Source organism: Streptomyces sp. NBRC 110035 (assembly GCF_000829695.1).
GTDB lineage: Bacteria > Actinomycetota > Actinomycetes > Streptomycetales > Streptomycetaceae > Streptomyces.
Genome location: NZ_BBNN01000029.1, coordinates 29,527 through 47,873, shown reverse-complemented (window position 1 = coordinate 47,873; position 18,347 = coordinate 29,527). Strand labels below are relative to the sequence as shown.

Sequence of the window (18,347 nt, the reverse complement as noted above, 5' to 3'; positions counted from 1 at the left end):
CTAACCACCCGTCCGCGCGATCTTCCCGCGGATGGGCGCCCGGGGCCGCAGACCGTCCGGGAACGGTTCAGGAGCGGCCGGTAACGACCGTGGAACCGGCCACCATGGCTCGACCGATACCCTGGGTGCGTGACGTTCCCGGTAGTCGGCATGGTCGGCGGGGGGCAGCTCGCTCGTATGACACACGAGGCGGGCATCCCGCTCGGCATCAGGTTCAAGCTCCTCAGTGACACTCCGCAGGATTCCGCGGCGCAGGTCGTCGGCGAGGTCGTCGTCGGCGACTACCGCGACCTGGACACGCTGCGCGCGTTCGCCCGCGGCTGCGACGTGATCACCTTCGATCACGAGCATGTGCCCACCGAGCACCTCCGGGCCCTGGAGGCGGACGGCATCCCCGTCCGCCCCGGCCCCGAGGCGCTGGTGCACGCCCAGGACAAGGGGGTGATGCGCGCCCGGCTCGACGCGATCGGTGTGCCCTGCCCGCGGCACCGCATCGTCACGGACCCCCGGGACGTGGCCGCGTTCGCGGCGGAGCTCGAGGGGGGCGGGCACGGCGTGCCCTCCGGCAAGGGTGGTGGCGGGCGACGGACGGGCGGCTTCCCGGTCGTCCTCAAGACCGTCCGCGGCGGCTACGACGGCAAGGGCGTGTGGGTCGTCGACTCGGCCGAGGAGGCCGCCGAGCCGTTCCGGGCCGGTGTCCCGGTGCTGGCCGAGGAGAAGGTCGACTTCGTGCGCGAGCTGGCCGCCAACGTGGTCCGCTCCCCGCACGGCCAGGCCGTCGCCTACCCGGTCGTCGAGTCGCAGCAGGTGAACGGCGTCTGCGACACGGTGATCGCGCCCGCGCCCGGTCTGGACGAAAACCTCGCCCTGCGTGCCGAGGAGATGGCGCTGAACATCGCCAAGGAACTCGGCGTCGTCGGTCATCTCGCCGTGGAGCTGTTCCAGACCCGCGACGGCCGCATCCTCGTCAACGAGCTCGCGATGCGCCCGCACAACTCCGGCCACTGGTCCATGGACGGCGCGATCACCTCGCAGTTCGCCAACCACGTCCGCGCCGTCCTCGACCTCCCGCTCGGCGACCCCCGCCCGCGCGCGAAGTGGACGGTGATGGCCAACGTCCTGGGCGGCGACTATCCCGACATGTACTCCGCGTACCTGCACTGCATGGCCCGCGACCCCCAGCTGAAGATCCACATGTACGGCAAGGACGTGAAGCCCGGCCGCAAGGTCGGCCACGTCAACACCTACGGCGACGACCTGGACGACGTGCTCGAGCGCGCCCGTCACGCAGCCGGCTACCTGAGAGGCACGATCACCGAATGAGCCCCAGCCCCGTAGTCGGCATCGTCATGGGGTCGGACTCCGACTGGCCCGTCATGGAGGCCGCCGCCAAGGCCCTCGAGGAGTTCGAGATCGACCGCGAGGTCGACGTCGTCTCCGCACACCGCATGCCCCGCGAGATGATCGCGTACGGCGAGCAGGCCGCGGACCGCGGGCTGAAGGTGATCATCGCGGGTGCGGGCGGCGCCGCCCATCTGCCCGGCATGCTCGCCTCGGTCACCCCGCTGCCCGTCATCGGCGTCCCCGTGCCGCTGAAGCACCTCGACGGCATGGACAGCCTGCTCTCCATCGTGCAGATGCCGGCCGGTGTCCCGGTCGCCACCGTCTCGGTGGGCGGCGCCCGCAACGCGGGACTGCTCGCGGCCCGGATCCTCGCCGCCCACGACGAAGAACTCCTCGGCCGGATGCGGGAGTTCCAGCAGGAGCTGAACGACCAGGCCACGGAGAAGGGCAAACGCCTGCGGGCCAGGGCCGAAGGCGCCGGCAACGGCTTCGGCTTCGGGAAGTGAGCCCCGTGCCGTCCGCCTCCCTCGACGACGCCCGCGCGCTGCTCGCCGAGTTCCCCGTCGTCGACGGGCACAACGACCTGCCCTGGGCGCTGCGCGAACAGGTCCGCTACGACCTCGGCGCCCGGGACATCGCCGGCGACCGGTCCGCCCACCTGCACACCGACATCCCGCGGCTGCGCGCGGGCGGCGTCGGCGCGCAGTTCTGGTCGGTGTACGTCCGCGCGGACCTGCCCGACGCGGTGCCCGCCACCCTCGAGCAGATCGACTGCGTGCGGCAGCTGCTGGCCCGCCACCCCGAGGACCTGGCGCCCGCGCTGACCGCCGCCGACATGGAGACGGCCCGCGGACAGGGCCGTATCGCCTCCCTGATGGGGGCGGAGGGCGGCCACTGCATCGCCGACTCCCTCGGCACCCTGCGGGGGTTGTACGACCTCGGCGTGCGCTACCTGACCCTCACCCACAACTCCAACGTGGCCTGGGCGGACTCCGCGACGGACGAGCCCGGCGTGGGCGGTCTGTCGGCGTTCGGCCGCGAGGTGGTCCGGGAGATGAACCGGCTCGGCATGCTGGTCGACCTCTCGCACGTCGCCGCCACGACCATGCGGGACGCGCTGGACACCACGTCCGCGCCGGTGATCTTCTCCCACTCCTCCGCCCGCGCGGTCTGCGACCACCCGCGCAACATCCCGGACGACGTACTGGAGCGGCTGCCCGCCAACGGCGGCGTCGCCATGGTGACGTTCGTACCGAAGTTCGTGCTCCGGGAGGCCGTCGACTGGACGGCCGCGGCCGACGAGAACATGCGCGCCCACGGCTTCCACCACCTGGACACCACCGCGGCAGGGATGAGGGTGCACGCCGCCTTCGAGGAGGACCACCCGCGCCCGGTCGCGACCGTGTCCACGGTGGCCGACCACCTGGACCACATGCGTGAGGTCGCCGGCGTCGACCACCTCGGCATCGGCGGCGACTACGACGGCACCGCCTTCACCCCCGACGGCCTGCGCGACGTCTCCGGCTACCCGAACCTGATCGCCGAACTGTACGACCGCGGCTGGTCCAGGACCGACCTGGCCAAGCTGACCTGGCAGAACGCGGTACGGGTCCTGGGCGCCGCCGAGGACACCGCCCACGCGCTCCGGGCGACCCGTGGCCCGTCGAACGCGACCCTTGAGTCCCTCGACGGCGACGTCGGCGGCACCAGCGGCAACGGCTGAGACAGGCCGGCGCCACGGCTGCCCGGTCCGGCAGAGGCCGAACGGATGCCCTGCCGGACCGGCGTACGCCCGAAAGCCCTTCTTCCCGTCGTCCTCCCGGTGTCAGCCGGCGCACAGACAGAAGGGGTGACCCGCCGGGTCCGCGTACACCCGGAAGCTCCGCGAGCGGTCCTCGGCGTCCAGCGGCTTCGCGCCGAGCGCCAGCGCCTCCTTCTCGGCGGCGTCCAGGTCCTCGACGGTCAGGTCCAGGTGGAACTGCTGCGAGTGGTCCGGCGCAGGCCAGCGCGGCGGTACGTGTCCAGAGGCCTCCTGGAACGCGAGCGCCGGCCCGCCGGGCACCCGGAGGTCCACCCAGCGGCCCTGGTCCTCGACCGTGCCGCCCACCAGTCCGGCGTAGAAACCGGCCAGCGCACGCGGATCGACGCAGTCCAGGACGACGGCACCCACCTTGGCAACAGGCATGACTTCCTCCTCGGGTCCCTGATCTCCCACTCTCCCGGTTACCGCCAGGAACCGGTAACAGGTAACCGTTACTGCATGCTGCCGCATGGGGGGTAACGTCGCAAGGGGAAACGCAGAACGCGAGAGGTACCGTCCGGACATGAGTGAGAGATCGGCTGCGCCCGGGGGACTGGCCCTGGTCCAGGACCTGGTCAACACGCTCGACCTCGAGTCGGGTGCCGACGCGCTGGACACGGTGGACGGCCGCTCCCGCTTCGGGCTTCCGGAAGGCGACGCGGCCGGCGTCGAGTCGGCGCGCACCCTGCGCGAGGCGCTGCGCGCGGCCCTGCTCGCCCACGCCGGCCATCCGCCGCACCGCGCGGTCGTCCCGCTCGGCGCACTGCTCGCGAAGGCCCCGCTGGTGGTCACCGTCGACCCGGCGGACGGCTCCGCCGCCCTCGCACCCGTCGACGGGGGGCACCTGCTCTCCCGGGTCGCGGCTGCCGTGGCGGAGGCGGTCGCCGCGGGTACGTGGATCAGGCTCAAGGCCTGCGAGGCCGCCGACTGCCACTGGGCGTACTACGACCGCAGCCCCGCGGGACGCGGCCGCTGGTGCTCCATGCAGGTGTGCGGCGCCCGTGCCAAGATGCGCCGCTACCGCTCGAAGCGCCCGCAGCCGAACCCACAGCCGGAGCCGAACCCGGAGTCGTAGCCGTAGTCGAACCCGGAGCCGGAAAGTCGTAGGCGTCACAGCGGCACCACCGGACCCGTCCCGTGGTGCAGAATGCAGGCAGACGCCGGTTCGGCCGACTGAGCCTCGGCCGAACCGGCGTCACCCGTTCCGTCAGGCGGTGGGGCGTCCCATCGCGCGGTAGCGCCATCCGGCCCGGCGCCACGCCTCGGCGTCGAGCGCGTTGCGCCCGTCCAGGACCAGCCGCCGGGCCGCGACCTCGCCCAGCGCCGCCGGGTCCAGCTCGCGGAACTCCCGCCACTCCGTCAGATGCAGCACCACGTCCGCGCCCCGCACCGCGTCGAGTGCCGAGTCCGCGTACCCGAGGGTGGGGAAGAGGCGCCGGGCGTTGTCCATGCCCTTCGGGTCGTACACGGTGACCTGGCCGCCCTGGAGGTGTATCTGGCCCGCGACGTTCAGCGCCGGGGAGTCCCGTACGTCGTCCGAGTCCGGCTTGAAGGTGGCGCCGAGGACCGCGACCCGCTTGCCCAGGAACGCCCCGTCGCCCAGCGCCTGCCGGGTCAGCTCCACCATGCGGCCGCGCTGGCGCATGTTGATCGAGTCGATCTCCCGCAGGAAGGTCAGCGCCTGGTCCGCGCCCAGCTCGCCGGCGCGCGCCATGAACGCCCGGATGTCCTTCGGCAGGCACCCGCCGCCGAAGCCGATCCCGGCGCGCAGGTACTTCGGGCCGATGCGGTCGTCGTGGCCGATGGCCTCCGCCAGCTTGGCCACGTCGGCGCCGGTGGCCTCGCACAGCTCGGCCATGGCGTTGATGAAGGAGATCTTGGTGGCGAGGAAGGAGTTCGCGGAGGTCTTCACCAGCTCCGCGGTCGGGAAGTCGGTCACCACGAACGGGGTGCCCTCGGCGACCGGCGTGGCGTACACCTCCCGCAGCAGCTTCTCGGCCCGCTCGCTCCTGACGCCCACCACGACCCGGTCCGGGTGCAGCGTGTCCTGGACGGCGAAGCCCTCGCGCAGGAACTCCGGGTTCCAGGCCAGCTCGGCGTCCTCACCGGCCGGCGCGTGCCCGGCCAGGTAGGCCGCCAGACGGTCGGCCGAGCCCACGGGCACCGTCGACTTGCCGACGACCAGCGCGGGACCGGTGAGGTGCGGAGCCAGCGAGGCGATCGCGGAGTCGACGTACGACATGTCGCAGGCGTACTCACCGTGCCGCTGCGGAGTGTTCACGCAGACGAAGTGGATGTCGCCGAACGCGCCGACCTCGGCCCAGTCCATGGTGAACCGCAGCCGGCCGGTGGACCCCTCGATCCCGGCCACGTGCCGGCGCAGCAGCTCCTCGAGCCCCGGCTCGTACATCGGGACCTCGCCCCGCCGGAGCATGTCGATCTTCTCCGGGACGACATCGAGGCCCAGCACCTCGAACCCGAGCTCCGCCATGGCCGCCGCGTGGGTCGCACCGAGATAACCGGTGCCGATCACGGTGATCTTGAGGGCCATGCGTGCTCCAGGGGTGTACGGAAGCCAGTGCGGGCTGAGCATATCCGGTGCCGCCGGGCGCGCCGCACGAGGCGATCCCGCCCGTTACCGCCCATTGCGGCCCCGGAGTCGTCCCGCCTGTCACCAAACTCACGTGCTGCCGCGGGGGCGGGAGTTCTAAAATAGGAGTTACTTAACAGTAGTTAGCGTCATCGGGGCGTCGCCCTTCTTCGCACCACGCCGTACCACGTCGCACCTCGTCGTCTTTGGAGTGAGAGACCTTGGCCGGATCGGCTGATTTCGACCTGTACCGCCCGTCCGAGGAGCACGACATGCTCCGCGACGCCGTCCGCTCGCTGGCCGAGGCGAAGATCGCGCCGTACGCCGCAGCGGTGGACGAGGAGGCGCGCTTCCCGCAGGAGGCGCTCGCCGCGCTCCTCGGAGGCGACCTGCACGCCGTCCACGTGCCCGAGGAGTACGGCGGCGCGGGCGCCGACGCGCTCGCCACCGTCATCGTGATCGAGGAGGTGGCCCGCGTCTGCGCGTCCTCCTCCCTCATCCCCGCCGTGAACAAGCTCGGCTCCCTCCCGGTGATCCTCTCCGGCTCCGAGGCGCTGAAGAAGAAGTACATGACCCCGCTCGCCAAGGGCGAGGGCATGTTCTCGTACTGCCTCTCCGAGCCGGACGCCGGCTCGGACGCGGCCGGCATGAAGACCAGGGCGGTCCGCGACGGCGACACCTACGTCCTCAACGGCGTGAAGCGCTGGATCACCAACGCCGGCGAGTCCGAGTACTACACGGTCATGGCGGTCACCGATCCCGCCAAGCGCTCCAAGGGCATCTCCGCCTTCGTCGTCGAGAAGTCCGACGAGGGCGTCTCCTTCGGCGCCCCCGAGAAGAAGCTCGGCATCAAGGGCTCCCCGACCCGCGAGGTCTACCTGGACGACGTCCGCATCCCGGCGGACCGCATGATCGGGGAGGAGGGCACCGGCTTCGCCACCGCGATGCAGACCCTCGACCACACCCGCATCACCATCGCCGCCCAGGCCCTCGGCATCGCCCAGGGCGCCCTCGACTACGCCAAGGGCTACGTCCGGGAGCGCAAGCAGTTCGGCAAGCCGATCGCCGACTTCCAGGGCGTCCAGTTCATGCTCGCCGACATGGCCATGAAGATCGAGGCCGCCCGCCAGCTCACCTACGCCGCCGCGGCGAAGTCCGAGCGCGGCGATGCCGACCTCACCTTCCAGGGCGCCGCCGCCAAGTGCTTCGCCTCCGACGTGGCCATGGAGGTCACCACGGACGCCGTCCAGCTCCTCGGCGGCTACGGCTACACCCGCGACTACCCGGTCGAGCGCATGATGCGCGACGCGAAGATCACCCAGATCTACGAGGGCACGAACCAGGTCCAGCGGATCGTGATGGCCAGGAACCTGCCGTAACCCCGGCGACTCCGGCGCACGGACGCGCGGAGGGCGCCCGGGTACGCGTACCCGGGCGCCCTCCGCGCGTCATGCCGGGGCGTCCGCGTCCGGGTCCGTGTCCGCGTGGACCGCGGGGCGGCGGGAGGCGATGACCTTCTTCGCGAGGGAGCGCGGGCTGGTCAGGAAGCCCCAGCCCCAGGACATGTGCATGGTGGCCAGCGCCACCGGGATCTGCAGGCGTGCCTTCGGCGGCAGCCCCCTGCCCGCCGGTACCGAGCCGAGCACGATCGCCGCGAGGTAGCCGCCGGGCACGACGAAGCCCCACGGGGTGAGCAGGGAGCCGGCCAGGATCCCGGCCGCGATCGCGCACACCGCGGCCGGCGGGGCCAGGTAGCGCAGGTTGATGGAACCCGAGTGGTAGCGGGCGACGACGTGCCGCCAACGGCCGTAGTCCTTGTACTGCTTGGCCAGCGCCCGGATGCTCGGCCGGGGCCGGTACGACACCTTCAGCTCCGGCGAGAACCAGATCAGTCCGCCGGCCTCGCGGATGCGGAAGTTCAGTTCCCAGTCCTGGGCGCGGACGAACTCCACGTTGTAGCCGCCCTGCCGCTCCAGCGCCTCGCGCCGGAACACCCCGAGGTAGACGGTCTCGGCCTCGCCGGCCGTGCCGCCGGTGTGGAAGGCCGCGTTGCCGACACCTATCCGGGACGTCATCGCGGCCGCGACCGCGTGCTCCCAGTCGTTCTCGCCCTCGGCGTGCATGATGCCGCCGACGTTCTGCGCGCCGGTATCCTCCAGGAGGCGTACCGCGGTGGCGATGTAACCCGGCGAGAGGATGCCGTGTCCGTCGACGCGGACCACCACCGGATGGCGTGAGGCCCCGATCGCCGCGTTGAGGGCGGCCGGGGTGCGGCCGGTGGGGTTGGGCACGGTGTGCACCCGCGGGTCCTCGGCCACGAGCTCGGCGGCGATCTCGTCCGTGCGGTCCGTGGAGGGACCGAGGGCGATCACGACCTCCATCTCGCCGGCGTACTCCTGGGCGAGGATCGCGCGGACGGCGCCACGCAGGTGCCGTTCCTCGTTGAGCACGGGCATGATCACGGAAACGGCGGGGAGCCGCACGTCGGGATTGGCGTTCATAGGAGCCTCACGTTACCGCGAACGGGGGACAGAGCCGCGCGCGCCGGGTGCGGCTGCGCCGGGCCGCAGATCGTATCGGCCTACGGTGCTCAGGGTCCCGCGTACGGCCCTTTATGTCCCGTATGTTCCGTACGCCCCCGCGCCCCGCCCGCATCCCCCGTGCGGCCCTCGTCCGGAGGTGTCCCCCTTGCCCGCGTCGTCACGGTCCCCCCGGCCCCGCACCGCGCCGCAGCGCCGACCGCAGCCGCCACGGGAAGGCGGCCCGAAACCACCGGGGCGCCGGAGGCCGCGCCGGGGCGGGCGGGCGGTGACCACGCTGTCGGTCCTGGTGCTCGCCTCCGCCGGGATCGGACACGCGGTGGTCAGCAGCCTCGACGCGGGAATCGACCGGGTCGACCCGTTCCGGGACATGAAGAACCGCCCCGAGGCGGGGCACGGCACGAACATCCTGCTCGTCGGCACCGACGGACGCGAGGAACTCGGGGCCCGGGAACGGCGGAAGTACCGGCTCGGCGGGTCGCCCTGCAACTGCACCGACACGATCATGATCGTGCACATCTCGGAGGACCGGGAGCGTGCCAGCGTCGTCAGCCTGCCGCGCGACTCGTACGCCATGACGCCCGCACACACCGACCAGGTGAGCGGCGAGGAGCACGAGGGGCACCCCGTCAAGCTCAACGCGGCGTACGCGGAGGGCGGGCCGCAACTGACCGTGCGCACGGTGGAGAAGATGACGCGGGTGAAGATCGACCACTACCTGGAGCTCGACTTCACCAGCTTCATGAAGACCGTGGACGTGGTCGGCGGCGTCGAGCTGTGCACCAGCGAGCCCCTGAAGGACAGCCACACCGGTCTCGACCTGCCCGCCGGCCGGCACACCCTCGAGGGCGGCGAGGCCCTGCAGTACGTGCGCGCCCGGCACGTCGACGGCGCGGCCGACCTCGGCAGGATCAGGCGCCAGCAGCACTTCATGGCGGCCCTGGTGGACCGGGCGACGTCCTCCGGGATCCTGCTGAACCCGATGAAGTTCCGGGACGTGACCCGCGCGGTGCTCGGCTCGGTCCGCGCGGACAAGGGCTTCGGCACCGACGAGATGCTGGACCTGGGGCGGGCGATGCGGACCTTCTCGCCCGCCTCGTCGGAGTTCACCACCGTGCCGCTCGGCACGGCGGTCCGCACGGTCAAGGGCATCGGGTCGACGGTGAAGTGGGACCCAGAGAAGTCCGAGAACATCTTCCGGGCGCTGCGCGAGGACGAGCCGCTCTCCGCGCAGTCGTCGCCCGACGCGGCGCGGCGCGTCCCGGTGGATCCCCGGCAGATCAGGGTCCAGGTCGAGAACGGCACGGAGACGAAGGGCCTGGGCCGCCGCGTGGACGCGGCCCTCGCGGCCACCGGTTTCCGCACCACCAACGTCCCGGTCAACGCGGCGGACCGCTCCGTGGAGCGGACCGTCGTCGCCTACGACCCGCGCTGGGACCGCTCCGCGAAGTCCCTCGCCGCCGCCCTGCCGGGCAGCGAGCTGCGTGCGGTGAACGGTCAGGGCGCCACACTGAAGGTGATCGCCGGCGGCGACTTCGAGAAGGTCCGCAAGGTCCGGGCCCGGGACCCCGGCAAGGACGAGTTCGGGGTGGTGCGGGGCGACGAGGTGGGCTGCTCGTAGCCCCGCCGCGCGCGGGGACGGGTGAGGTCAGTCCTCGATGCCGTCCGCAGCCCGCTTCTCGCGCAGCTCCATGATCGCCCGGCGGCGGGCCAGGCGGTGGGTGCGGCGGATCTGGGCCTCCTGGTTGCGGCGCCGGTCCCGCTCGCTCTCCGGTATCACCTCGGGCACGCGGCGGGGCTTGCCGTCGGCGTCGACGGCCGCGAAGACGAGATAGGCCGAGCCGACCTGGGTGGCCGGGGCGGACTCGTTCCACCGCTCGGCCAGGACCCGCACGCCGACCTCCATGGACGTCCGGCCGGTCCAGTTGACCTGCGCCTTCACGTGGACCAGGTCGCCGACCCGGACCGGTTCGAGGAAGGCCATCTCGTCCATCGACGCGGTGACGGCGGGCCCTCCGGAGTGCCGTCCGGCGACCGCGCCCGCCGCGTCGTCGACGAGTTTCATGATCACGCCGCCGTGCACCGTACCCAGGAGGTTGGTGTCGCTGTGGGTCATGATGTGGCTGAGGGTCGTCCGCGACGCCGAGACGGGCTTGCCCGGGATGTCGGGTATGCCGGGACTCTCCGTGAGTGGGGCTGGGGCCTGATCTGTCATGGCCTCCACCTTATGCCGAGGCCGCATCCCGGGAATTTGTGTCAGCTTGGCAACAGCGCTGCTCCTATTTCCCGAGGACCGGTACGGCGCACAGCCCGGACCTGCACACTGTGGCGCATGAATGATTGGCCCGAGGCCTGGTCCGACGACAACCGCGGCCCCCGCTACGGACAGGGGAGCGCGAGCGCACAGCCCGAGAGCGCCCGGGTCATGCGCCAGGTCCGCCGCGGCCCGGCGGCCCCGCCCGGCCAGGGGGCGTACGGCGGCACGGTGCCGCAGCAGCCGTCGTACGTGGACGGCCGCGGGCACGGCGGCGACCACGACAGCGGCTACAACACGGGCCAGGTCTACGGCTCCCCCGGCGGGGGCGGCTACGGCGGACCCGGAGGGCCGGGCGACGACGGCCGGTACGCGCAGCGTCCCGCGCCCGACTGGCGCCGCCGGATCAAGGTGACGGCGATCACGGTCGCGGCCGTGCTGGTCGTGACGACCGTGGGCACCTACTTCTGGGCCGACGCGAAGCTCAACCGCGAGGTCGACCTGTCGATCGTGCTGGACCGGCCGGAGGCGGGCGAGGGCACGAACTACCTGATCGTCGGCTCCGACAGCCGGGCCGGGCTGACCGACGAGCAGAAGAAGAACCTGCGCACCGGGTCGGCCGAGGGCAAGCGCACGGACTCCATGATGATCCTGCACACCGGCAGCAACGGCCCCACCCTGGTCTCGCTGCCCCGCGACTCGAACGTGGAGATACCCACCTTCAAGGGCTCCGAGTCCGGCAAGACGTACCAGGGCACGGGCCGGCAGGTGAAGCTGAACGCGGCCTACGCGGAGGACGGCCCCGAACTCCTGGTCCGCACCGTCGAGTTCAACACCGGCCTGCGCATCGACCACTACGTGGAGATCGGTTTCGCCGGCTTCGCGAACATCGTGGACGCGGTCGGCGGTGTGGAGATGGACATCCCGCAGGACATCAAGGACACCAAGTCCGGCGCCGACCTCAAGAAGGGCCGGCAGACGCTGAACGGCGAGGAGGCCCTTGCCTTCGTCCGCACCCGGTACGCGCTGGCCGGCTCCGACCTGGACCGTACGAAGAACCAGCAGAAGTTCCTCTCCGCCCTCGCGAACCAGGTGGCGACGCCGGGCACGGTCCTGAACCCGTTCACGCTGTACCCGACCATGGGCGCGGGCCTGGACTCGCTGATCGTCGACGAGGACATGAGCCTGTTCGGCCTGGCCGACATGTTCTGGTCGATGAAGGGCGTCAGCGGCGGCGACGGCACCTCCCTGAACATGCCTCTCGCGGGCTCCACCGGCGGCAACCTGCTCTGGGACAAGGCGAAGGTCAAGCAGCTGGTGGACGAGCTGAAGAACGACGAGAAGGTCACCGTCAAGGGCGACTGAGCACCCCGGCGCCGACGAGGACGGGCGGGCGGGACGGACAGGGCGGCCGAGTGTCCGGCCCCTTCCGGCGCCGGTGCGGACGTCCGGCGTCACATCGTGGCGCCCGCCATGGCACGGCAGGACTCGGAGCAGCGGCGACAGGACTCCGCGCAGCGCATCATCTGCGCGTCGTCCGGCATGGACATGCACGCCTCGGCGCACAGGTCACAGGCCGTGGCGCACATCGCGCACATCTCGGCGGCCAGCGGCGAGCGGCGCATCATCATGTCGGCGCACATGCGGGTCATGTCGGCGCAGTCCATGAGGGCTCCCATGATCTGCGCGGGGGCCTGGCCACCCATCCGCAGACAGGAGCTCATGGTCTCCTCGCACGTGCTGTGGCAGTCCATGCACGCCTGAACGCACTCCTGCATCTCCTGGCTCATGGGGGACGCGGCGGCGGACCGGGTCATGATTCCTCCCAGGGGAACGGCGGGGGCCGCGGACCGGCCCCCGCCTTCAGTCCTACGCCCCTCGCCCCATGACCACCACAGGACGGGCGGGGCGCCCGGTCCGGGAACGCGCGGTGATCCCCGGCTCCTGTCAGGACCAGGTGTAGTTCGGGTCGACCTTCATGCAGGCGGAGTCGTCCGCCCCGTTGAGGGCCTCGGCCGACTCGGGGGTCGTGTCGTCCTGTTCGGGTGCCTCGTACTCCGTTCCCTCACGCCAGTCGGCGCCGACGACGACCGTGACACCCGAGACGCCGGTGGACCGGCGCACCGAACTCTCCGGAACGCCCAGCGACTCGGCGACGCGCAGGGCGTTGCTCTCCAGGTCGGTGCTCGGGTAGCGCACCAGCGTCAGCTGCTCGTTCAGGGAGCCGGCGGTGTCGGCGGACGTGCCGGTGAACCCCTTCTCGTGCAGGAGCCCGGCCACGGTGCTCGCACGGCCGGACGCCGCGGCGAGGGTGTCGGTGCGGGTGCCGTTGACGACCTGGACGGCGATCTCGGCGTCGGGGGCGGCCGGTTCGGCGGACGCGGCCCCCTTCTCCTCCTCGGCCGCCTCCTCGGCAGCCTTCTCGGCCCGGGCCGGCTCCTCGTCCTTGCCGTCCAGGGCGATGTCGTCGCGGACCAGCCGGAACAGCTGGTCGGCGTCCCCGGTGGGCTCCACGCGGGCACCCACGTACCGGTTGGGCATCGTGGTCATGGTGATGCGCTCCGGCCTGACCTTGCGCAGCTCGTTGCTGAGGTCGTACAGCTTCTTGACGGTGTCGAGGCCGGGGTCGACGGTGAGCGCCCGGGTGGCCTCCTCGGCCAGCCTGCGCAGTTTGTTGGGGCTGCTCAGGGTGGCGTTCTCGCGCAGCTCGCGGGCCAGCGAGTTCATGTACATGTGCTGTGCCTTGGCGCGGGCGAGGTCGCTGCCGTCCTCGAAGCCGTAGCGCGTACGCAGCCACTGCAGGGCCTGCTCGCCCTTGACCGGGTGGGTGCCCTCGGGCAGCTTCAGGCCGGAGCCGTGGCCCCGGCTGTTGCGCGAGAGGATGTTGGCGTCCACGCACACGGGGACGCCGCCGACGGCGTCGGCCATGGAGACCACCCCGGCGAAGTCGACCATGACGAAGTGGTCGATGTGGATGCCGGTGAGCTCCTGCCAGGTGGCCACGGTGCAGCCCGGACCGCCGTGTCCGAGGCTCTGGTTGGTCATCGTCCGCCCGTTGCTCGCCTCGTACACCGTCCCGTCCTCGGGGTCGGTGCACTTGGGGATCCGGACGAGGGTGTCGCGGGGCATGCTGATCACGGACATGTTGGTCCGGTCGGCGGACAGGTGCAGCAGCATCTGCACATCGGCCAGCGGGGTGGAGCCGAACGTCTCGCGGGCGCCGCCGAGCTCCTGGTTCTCCTTGCTGTCCCGGGCGTCGGAGCCGATCAGCAGGATGTTCAGCGGGGTCTGCCCGGCGGCGTTCGGCGTGGGTTCGGCGACCTTGCCGTCGCCCAGGTTCAGGGGGTTCTGCTTGATGTTGCCGTTCAGGTGCCGGTAGTAGACGTAGCCGGCCCCGGCCGAGCCCAGGAGCAGCAGCGCGAGGGCCGCCGCGGCCCATCTGAGCATCCGGCGCCGAGGGCGACGGCCGCCGCCCTCGCCGGAAGCGGGCGCGTCGGCGCCGGACGCGGGTATGCCGCCGTCGTCACCGTCCGACGCGGGTGTCTCACCGCTGCCGTCACCGCCCGCCGCACGCCCGCCGTCGCCGTCGGCCGGGACGCCCGAGGGGCCGTCCTCCGGGCCCGGGTCACGCCGGTCGTCGCGGAGCGTCTTCCGCGCGGCGCGCTGCGTCACTTCGGTCGCCCTCCCCACCCCTGGTACTCCTCGCGTCATGGAACTGGCCTGTTCTGCGTTGTGTTAGACGCACGACAGGCCAGTCAGTTGCCCCAGGAACGCGATTCCACGTCAACAACTTTTGACGGGCCGCGCACGGGTCCCCGGACGCGGCCCGGCTGGGCGTCAGGTCGCGCACTCGACCTGGTCGGCGGTGGACTTCTCCACGTCCACGGCCTCCGCGGCGGAAGCACCGAGCGGTGATCCGGCGCCCGTGAAGTCCTCGCCGAGGGTCAGCGTCATCGCGGGCAGACCCTGGGAGTCGGTGACGCCCTCGCCGGGCTTCAGCGCCGCACCGGACAGGCCGAGCAGGTCGGCGAGGCGGCGGGCCTGGTCGGCCTGGTCGGGCGCGTACTCGAGGGTGGTCCTCTTCAGCGTCCTGGGGGCGTTGCCGGCGTTCTCCGACTTGTTCACGCCCTCCTCCACCTGGAGCCGGCGGAGCATCTCCTGGGCGCTGCCCGCAGGGGCGCCGCCGTTGAGGACCTGCACCCGCACCTCCGAGGCCGGTGCCCTGGCGCCCTCGAGGCGGGCGGCGACGGCGGCCCTCTCCTTCTTCTCCCGCTTCTCCTCGACCTCGGTCAGCGACACGTCGCCGGCGATCGCGGCGAACAGCTGCGGGGCCTTGGACTCGTCCACGACGACGGTCGCCCTCACCGCCTCCGCGGGGTTGTCACGCACCGGCACCGTGGTGAACGAGATGTTCTTCGGCGGGACCTTCTTCAGCTCCAGGGCGACGTCCTTGAGCGTGCTCACACTGCCGATGCCGGTGTCCACGGTCAGCGCCTCGGTGGCGGCCTCGGCCAGCTTCACCAGCTTGGTGGGGCTGGTGAGGGTGTCGCTCGAGGACATCTTGCGCATCAGCGAGGCCAGGAAGTGCTGCTGCACCTTGATCCGGTCGAGGTCGCCCTCGTTGCCGAAACTGTGCCGGGTCCGGACGAAGGCGAGGGCCTGTTCGCCCTCCACCGTCGACTCGCCCGCGGGCAGCTTCAGCTTCGACTGCTTGTCGTCCACCGCGTGTTCCACGCACACGTCGACGCCGTCGACCGCCGAGGTGAGCGTCTTGACCGCGTTGAAGTCGGCCATCATGAAGTGGTCGGGCTTGATGCCGGTGGCCTTCTCCACCGTGCGCATCGCGCAGCCCGGGTCCCGGCCGCCCTCACCGAGGCTCCGGTTGAAGCGGGCACCCTGCAGCCCGGGGATCACCTTCTCCGTCCCGTCCTCCATCTGGGTGGGGCAGTCGGGGATGTCGACTATGAGGTCGCGCGGGATGCTGAGCGCGGTGGCGTTCGTGCGGTCCTCGGAGACGTGCAGCAGAATCGTGGTGTCGGCGTGCCCCGCGCTGCCGGCGTCGCCGTAGCCCTCGTTGCCCGAGCCGGTGCGCCTGTCGGTGCCGAGAACGAGGATGTCGAAGGCCTCGTCCCTGCTGAAACTGCCCGAGCCCGCGTCGCCGACGTCGGTCGTGTCGACGTTGCCCTCGAGATGCTTCAGATAGACGTAGCCGGCCGTGCCGGTGGCGAGCACCACGAACGCCGTCGTCCCGCCGATCCACAGCAGGGCCTTCCTCGCCCGGAGCCCGCGCTGCCCCGGCCGGCCTCCGCGCCGTCCGGGCGGCGGCTCGGGCGTGCCGCGCCGTCGCGGCGGCGGCACCTCGCGGCCGGGCGCCCGCGGGGGGCTGCCGGGCATGCCACCGTGGGGGCGGCCCCTGCCGCCGGGGCCGGCCGGGCGGTCCGTGGGGCGCGGGAAGGTTCCGCGGGGTCCGGGGACGGACGACTGCGATGCGGAAGGGCCCAGTCGCAGTTCGTACTCACCGGTGGCCGGATTGAGTACCCATTGGTCTGCGGGGTCGGCTCTGTCCGCCCGCCCACGGCCCTGCGCGTCCACGCTCGTCCGATCCTCCGTCGGGGCCACACGGCACCCTCCCCCCTCCGGAGGGTGTCCGCGCGTACTGGTTCGCCACCGTGCGCGCGACGCCGGAACGGTCCTCGCGGCCGGGGCACTGGAGCGTTCACAGTAGCCGCCGATCCGGGCGGGACGGGACCTCAGTGACGAATTCCTCGGGCGCGAAAAGGGGTAAACCGCCCTATTGGGTGGGGAAATGACGGCGTGAGGTCACTCCCTCCGCAGGGCGCGCGCCCCGCGGGCGCGCCGGCACCCCGCGTCGCGTCACCCCGCGTCGCGTCACTCCGCGCACTCGACCTTGTCCGCCGTGGACTTCTCGATGTCGTCCGGCGCCTTGGACGGAGTGGTGAGGGAGACGCCCGCACCCTTGAAGTCCTCGCCGAGGGTCAGCGTCATCGCGGGCGCCCCCTGGGAGTTGGTGACGCTCTCGCCGGGCTTCATCCCCGAGCCGGAGAGGCCGAGCAGGTCGGCGAGGCGGCGGGCCTGGTCGGCCTGGTCGGGCGCGTACTCGAGGGTGGTCCTCTTCAGTGTCTCGTCCGCGTTGCCGGCGTTCTCCGACCTGCTCACGCCCTCCTCCACCTGGAGCCAGGTGAGCACCTCCTGGGCGCTGCCCGCCGGGGCGCCGCCGTTGAGGACCTGTACCCGCACCTCGGAGGCCGCTGCCTTGGTGCCCTCGAGGCGGGCGGCGACGGCGGCCTTCTCCTTCTTCTCCTGCTGCTTGACCTCGGTGAACGACACGTCGTTCTTGATCAGGTCCAGGATCTCCGGGGCCTTGGACTCGTCCACGACGACGGTCGCCCTCACCGCCTCCGCGGGGTTGTCGACCACCGGCAGCGTGGTGAAGGTCAGGTTCTTGGTGTTGAGCTTGCCCAGCTCCAGACCGAGATCCTTCAGCTTGTTGATGCTGTCCAGCTGGGAGTCGACGGTGAGTGCCTCGGTTCCCGCCTCCGCCAGCTTGATCATCTTCGACGGGCTGGTCAGCGTGTCACTCGACTTGAGCTGCCTCATCAGCGCGCCGAGGAACTGCTGCTGCACCTTGATTCGGTCGAGGTCGCCCTGGTTGCCCCAGGCGTGGCGGGTGCGGACGAAGGCCAGGGCCTGTTCGCCCTCGATGGTGTGCGTCCCGGCGGACAGCTTGAGCTTGGAGTCCTTGTCGTCGACGTCCTGGGCGAGACAGACCTCGACGCCGCCGACCGCCGTGGTGAGCGTCTTGATCGCGTTGAAGTCGGCCACCATGAAGTTGTCCGGCGTGATCCCGGTCAGCTCGGTGACGGTCCGCATGGTGCAGCTCGGTGTGCGGTCGCTCTGGCCGAGGCTGGTGTTGAAGCGGGCCCCGGCGGAGCCCGGGATGACCTTCTCCGTCCCGTTCTTCATCTGGGTGGGGCAGTCGGGGATGTCGACTATGAGGTCGCGCGGGATGCTGAGCGCGGTGGCGTTCGTACGGTCCTTGGAGACGTGCAGCAGGAGCGTGGTGTCGGCGTGTCCGACGCTGCCCGCGTCGCCGTAGCTCTCGTTGCCCTCGCCGGTGCGCTTGTCGGTGCCGATCAGCAGGATGTTGATGGCCTTGTCCTTCTGGAAGCCACCGGTGCTCGCGCCGTCGTCGGAGACGGCGTTGATGTTGTCGTTGAGGTGCTCCAGGTACAGATAGCCGCCCAGGGCGGTGGCGAGCACCACGAACGCCGTCGTCCCGCCGGTCCACACCAGGGCCTTCCTGGCCTTCGACTTCTTCTTCACCGGCCGGCGCCCGCACCTGCCCGGCAAAGGCTCCTCCGGCGCGCCGCGGCGCCTGCGCGGCGGCCCCTCGCGCTCGGTCGTCCCGGGTCCGGACGCCCTGCGGCCGGCGGGCCGCTCCGCCGCGCGCCCGGGGGCGTCGCCGCGGCCGCGTGGCGCACCCGCGCCGGAGGCCTTGCCGGCACCCGCGCCGCCACCCGGCCCCCCGCCGGAGGAGCGCGGTCCGCGAGGGGAGGGGACCGGCTGCTGCGGTGCGGAACTGCTCAGTCGCAGTTCGTAATCACCGGTTTCCGGGTTGAGTACCCACTGGTCTGCGGGGTCCATGTCGTTGCCCCGCCCACGGCCTTGCGCGTCCACGGTCGTTTGAATCCTCCGTCGGTGCCACGCGGCGCCTTTCCCCTCCCAGGCGCTCGGTCGGTCCTCGGTGTGCGCATGGAGAGTCGAAATCCTGGGAACGCATGCACCGGGAGCGCACAC

At 71.6% G+C, this 18,347-nt stretch carries 15 protein-coding genes; 7 read left to right on the top strand and 8 right to left on the bottom strand.

Annotated features, from left to right (window positions below):
* Nucleotides 1-129: 129 nt before the first annotated feature.
* Genes TU30_RS19495 through TU30_RS19485 form a run of 3 tightly spaced genes read left to right on the top strand, consistent with a single transcriptional unit; the run spans nucleotide 130 to nucleotide 3,067 of the window.
* Nucleotides 130-1,323: a 5-(carboxyamino)imidazole ribonucleotide synthase gene (locus tag TU30_RS19495; protein WP_078878374.1), complete on the top strand. Its 1,194-nt coding sequence runs from the start codon at nucleotides 130-132 to the stop codon at nucleotides 1,321-1,323.
* Nucleotides 1,320-1,850, top strand: a complete 531-nt coding sequence (gene purE, locus TU30_RS19490) for a 5-(carboxyamino)imidazole ribonucleotide mutase (RefSeq protein ID WP_107068508.1) — start codon at nucleotides 1,320-1,322, stop codon at nucleotides 1,848-1,850. The genes TU30_RS19495 and purE overlap by 4 nt, the downstream gene beginning before the upstream one ends.
* A complete protein-coding gene (locus TU30_RS19485; protein ID WP_199816875.1) occupies nucleotides 1,847-3,067 on the top strand; it encodes a dipeptidase in 1,221 nt (406 codons plus the stop codon). The genes purE and TU30_RS19485 overlap by 4 nt, the downstream gene beginning before the upstream one ends.
* A 102-nt stretch (nucleotides 3,068-3,169) precedes the next feature.
* Here the strand turns inward: TU30_RS19485 and TU30_RS19480 are convergent, their stop codons facing one another.
* Complete coding sequence (locus tag TU30_RS19480) at nucleotides 3,170-3,529, bottom strand: VOC family protein (protein WP_042171712.1); 360 nt, start codon at nucleotides 3,527-3,529, stop codon at nucleotides 3,170-3,172.
* Nucleotides 3,530-3,668: 139 nt separating this feature from the next.
* Between TU30_RS19480 and TU30_RS19475 the strand changes: the two genes are divergently transcribed.
* Complete coding sequence (locus TU30_RS19475) at nucleotides 3,669-4,220, top strand: CGNR zinc finger domain-containing protein (RefSeq protein WP_042171711.1); 552 nt, start codon at nucleotides 3,669-3,671, stop codon at nucleotides 4,218-4,220.
* A gap of 132 nt (nucleotides 4,221-4,352) precedes the next feature.
* On the opposite strand, the gene TU30_RS19470 is transcribed toward TU30_RS19475, so the two are convergent.
* Nucleotides 4,353-5,696 carry a UDP-glucose/GDP-mannose dehydrogenase family protein gene (locus TU30_RS19470; protein ID WP_042171710.1) on the bottom strand — a complete coding sequence of 448 codons (1,344 nt, stop codon included), beginning with the start codon at nucleotides 5,694-5,696 and terminating at the stop codon, nucleotides 4,353-4,355.
* A 260-nt stretch (nucleotides 5,697-5,956) separates the two neighbouring features.
* Here TU30_RS19470 and TU30_RS19465 point away from each other — a divergent pair, with 260 nt between their 5' ends.
* A complete protein-coding gene (locus tag TU30_RS19465) occupies nucleotides 5,957-7,114 on the top strand; it encodes an acyl-CoA dehydrogenase (protein ID WP_042171709.1) in 1,158 nt (385 codons plus the stop codon).
* A gap of 69 nt (nucleotides 7,115-7,183) precedes the next feature.
* Here TU30_RS19465 and TU30_RS19460 read toward each other — a convergent pair whose 3' ends face one another.
* Nucleotides 7,184-8,236, bottom strand: a complete 1,053-nt coding sequence (locus tag TU30_RS19460; protein WP_042171708.1) for a glycosyltransferase family 2 protein — start codon at nucleotides 8,234-8,236, stop codon at nucleotides 7,184-7,186.
* Between the two features lie 178 nt (nucleotides 8,237-8,414).
* Between TU30_RS19460 and TU30_RS19455 the strand changes: the two genes are divergently transcribed.
* Nucleotides 8,415-9,896 carry an LCP family protein gene (locus TU30_RS19455; RefSeq protein ID WP_078878373.1) on the top strand — a complete coding sequence of 494 codons (1,482 nt, stop codon included), beginning with the start codon at nucleotides 8,415-8,417 and terminating at the stop codon, nucleotides 9,894-9,896.
* A gap of 27 nt (nucleotides 9,897-9,923) precedes the next feature.
* Here TU30_RS19455 and TU30_RS19450 read toward each other — a convergent pair whose 3' ends face one another.
* A complete protein-coding gene (locus TU30_RS19450; protein ID WP_078878372.1) occupies nucleotides 9,924-10,517 on the bottom strand; it encodes an acyl-CoA thioesterase in 594 nt (197 codons plus the stop codon).
* Between the two features lie 90 nt (nucleotides 10,518-10,607).
* Here TU30_RS19450 and TU30_RS19445 point away from each other — a divergent pair, with 90 nt between their 5' ends.
* Nucleotides 10,608-11,894 carry an LCP family protein gene (locus tag TU30_RS19445; RefSeq protein ID WP_078878371.1) on the top strand — a complete coding sequence of 429 codons (1,287 nt, stop codon included), beginning with the start codon at nucleotides 10,608-10,610 and terminating at the stop codon, nucleotides 11,892-11,894.
* Nucleotides 11,895-11,983: 89 nt separating this feature from the next.
* On the opposite strand, the gene TU30_RS19440 is transcribed toward TU30_RS19445, so the two are convergent.
* The 4 genes from TU30_RS19440 to TU30_RS19425 form a co-directional block, all read right to left on the bottom strand.
* Nucleotides 11,984-12,346, bottom strand: a complete 363-nt coding sequence (locus TU30_RS19440; protein WP_042171704.1) for a four-helix bundle copper-binding protein — start codon at nucleotides 12,344-12,346, stop codon at nucleotides 11,984-11,986.
* A gap of 130 nt (nucleotides 12,347-12,476) precedes the next feature.
* Nucleotides 12,477-14,201, bottom strand: a complete 1,725-nt coding sequence (locus TU30_RS19435; protein ID WP_052479862.1) for an LCP family protein — start codon at nucleotides 14,199-14,201, stop codon at nucleotides 12,477-12,479.
* A 165-nt stretch (nucleotides 14,202-14,366) separates the two neighbouring features.
* Nucleotides 14,367-16,121: an LCP family protein gene (locus TU30_RS19430; RefSeq protein WP_078878370.1), complete on the bottom strand. Its 1,755-nt coding sequence runs from the start codon at nucleotides 16,119-16,121 to the stop codon at nucleotides 14,367-14,369.
* Between the two features lie 297 nt (nucleotides 16,122-16,418).
* Nucleotides 16,419-18,227 carry an LCP family protein gene (locus tag TU30_RS19425; RefSeq protein WP_052479861.1) on the bottom strand — a complete coding sequence of 603 codons (1,809 nt, stop codon included), beginning with the start codon at nucleotides 18,225-18,227 and terminating at the stop codon, nucleotides 16,419-16,421.
* Between the last annotated feature and the right edge of the window lie 120 nt (nucleotides 18,228-18,347).

What these genes read in the sequence shown, in the direction of transcription:
- TU30_RS19470 (WP_042171710.1), bottom strand. Translation starts at nt 5,696, where the DNA reads ATGGCCCTCAAGATCACCGTGATCGGCACCGGTTATCTCGGTGCGACC.
- TU30_RS19480 (WP_042171712.1), bottom strand. Translation starts at nt 3,529, where the DNA reads ATGCCTGTTGCCAAGGTGGGTGCCGTCGTCCTGGACTGCGTCGATCCG.
- TU30_RS19460 (WP_042171708.1), bottom strand. Translation starts at nt 8,236, where the DNA reads ATGAACGCCAATCCCGACGTGCGGCTCCCCGCCGTTTCCGTGATCATG.
- TU30_RS19445 (WP_078878371.1), top strand. Translation starts at nt 10,608, where the DNA reads ATGAATGATTGGCCCGAGGCCTGGTCCGACGACAACCGCGGCCCCCGC.
- purE (WP_107068508.1), top strand. Translation starts at nt 1,320, where the DNA reads ATGAGCCCCAGCCCCGTAGTCGGCATCGTCATGGGGTCGGACTCCGAC.
- TU30_RS19450 (WP_078878372.1), bottom strand. Translation starts at nt 10,517, where the DNA reads ATGCGGCCTCGGCATAAGGTGGAGGCCATGACAGATCAGGCCCCAGCC.
- TU30_RS19440 (WP_042171704.1), bottom strand. Translation starts at nt 12,346, where the DNA reads ATGACCCGGTCCGCCGCCGCGTCCCCCATGAGCCAGGAGATGCAGGAG.
- TU30_RS19475 (WP_042171711.1), top strand. Translation starts at nt 3,669, where the DNA reads ATGAGTGAGAGATCGGCTGCGCCCGGGGGACTGGCCCTGGTCCAGGAC.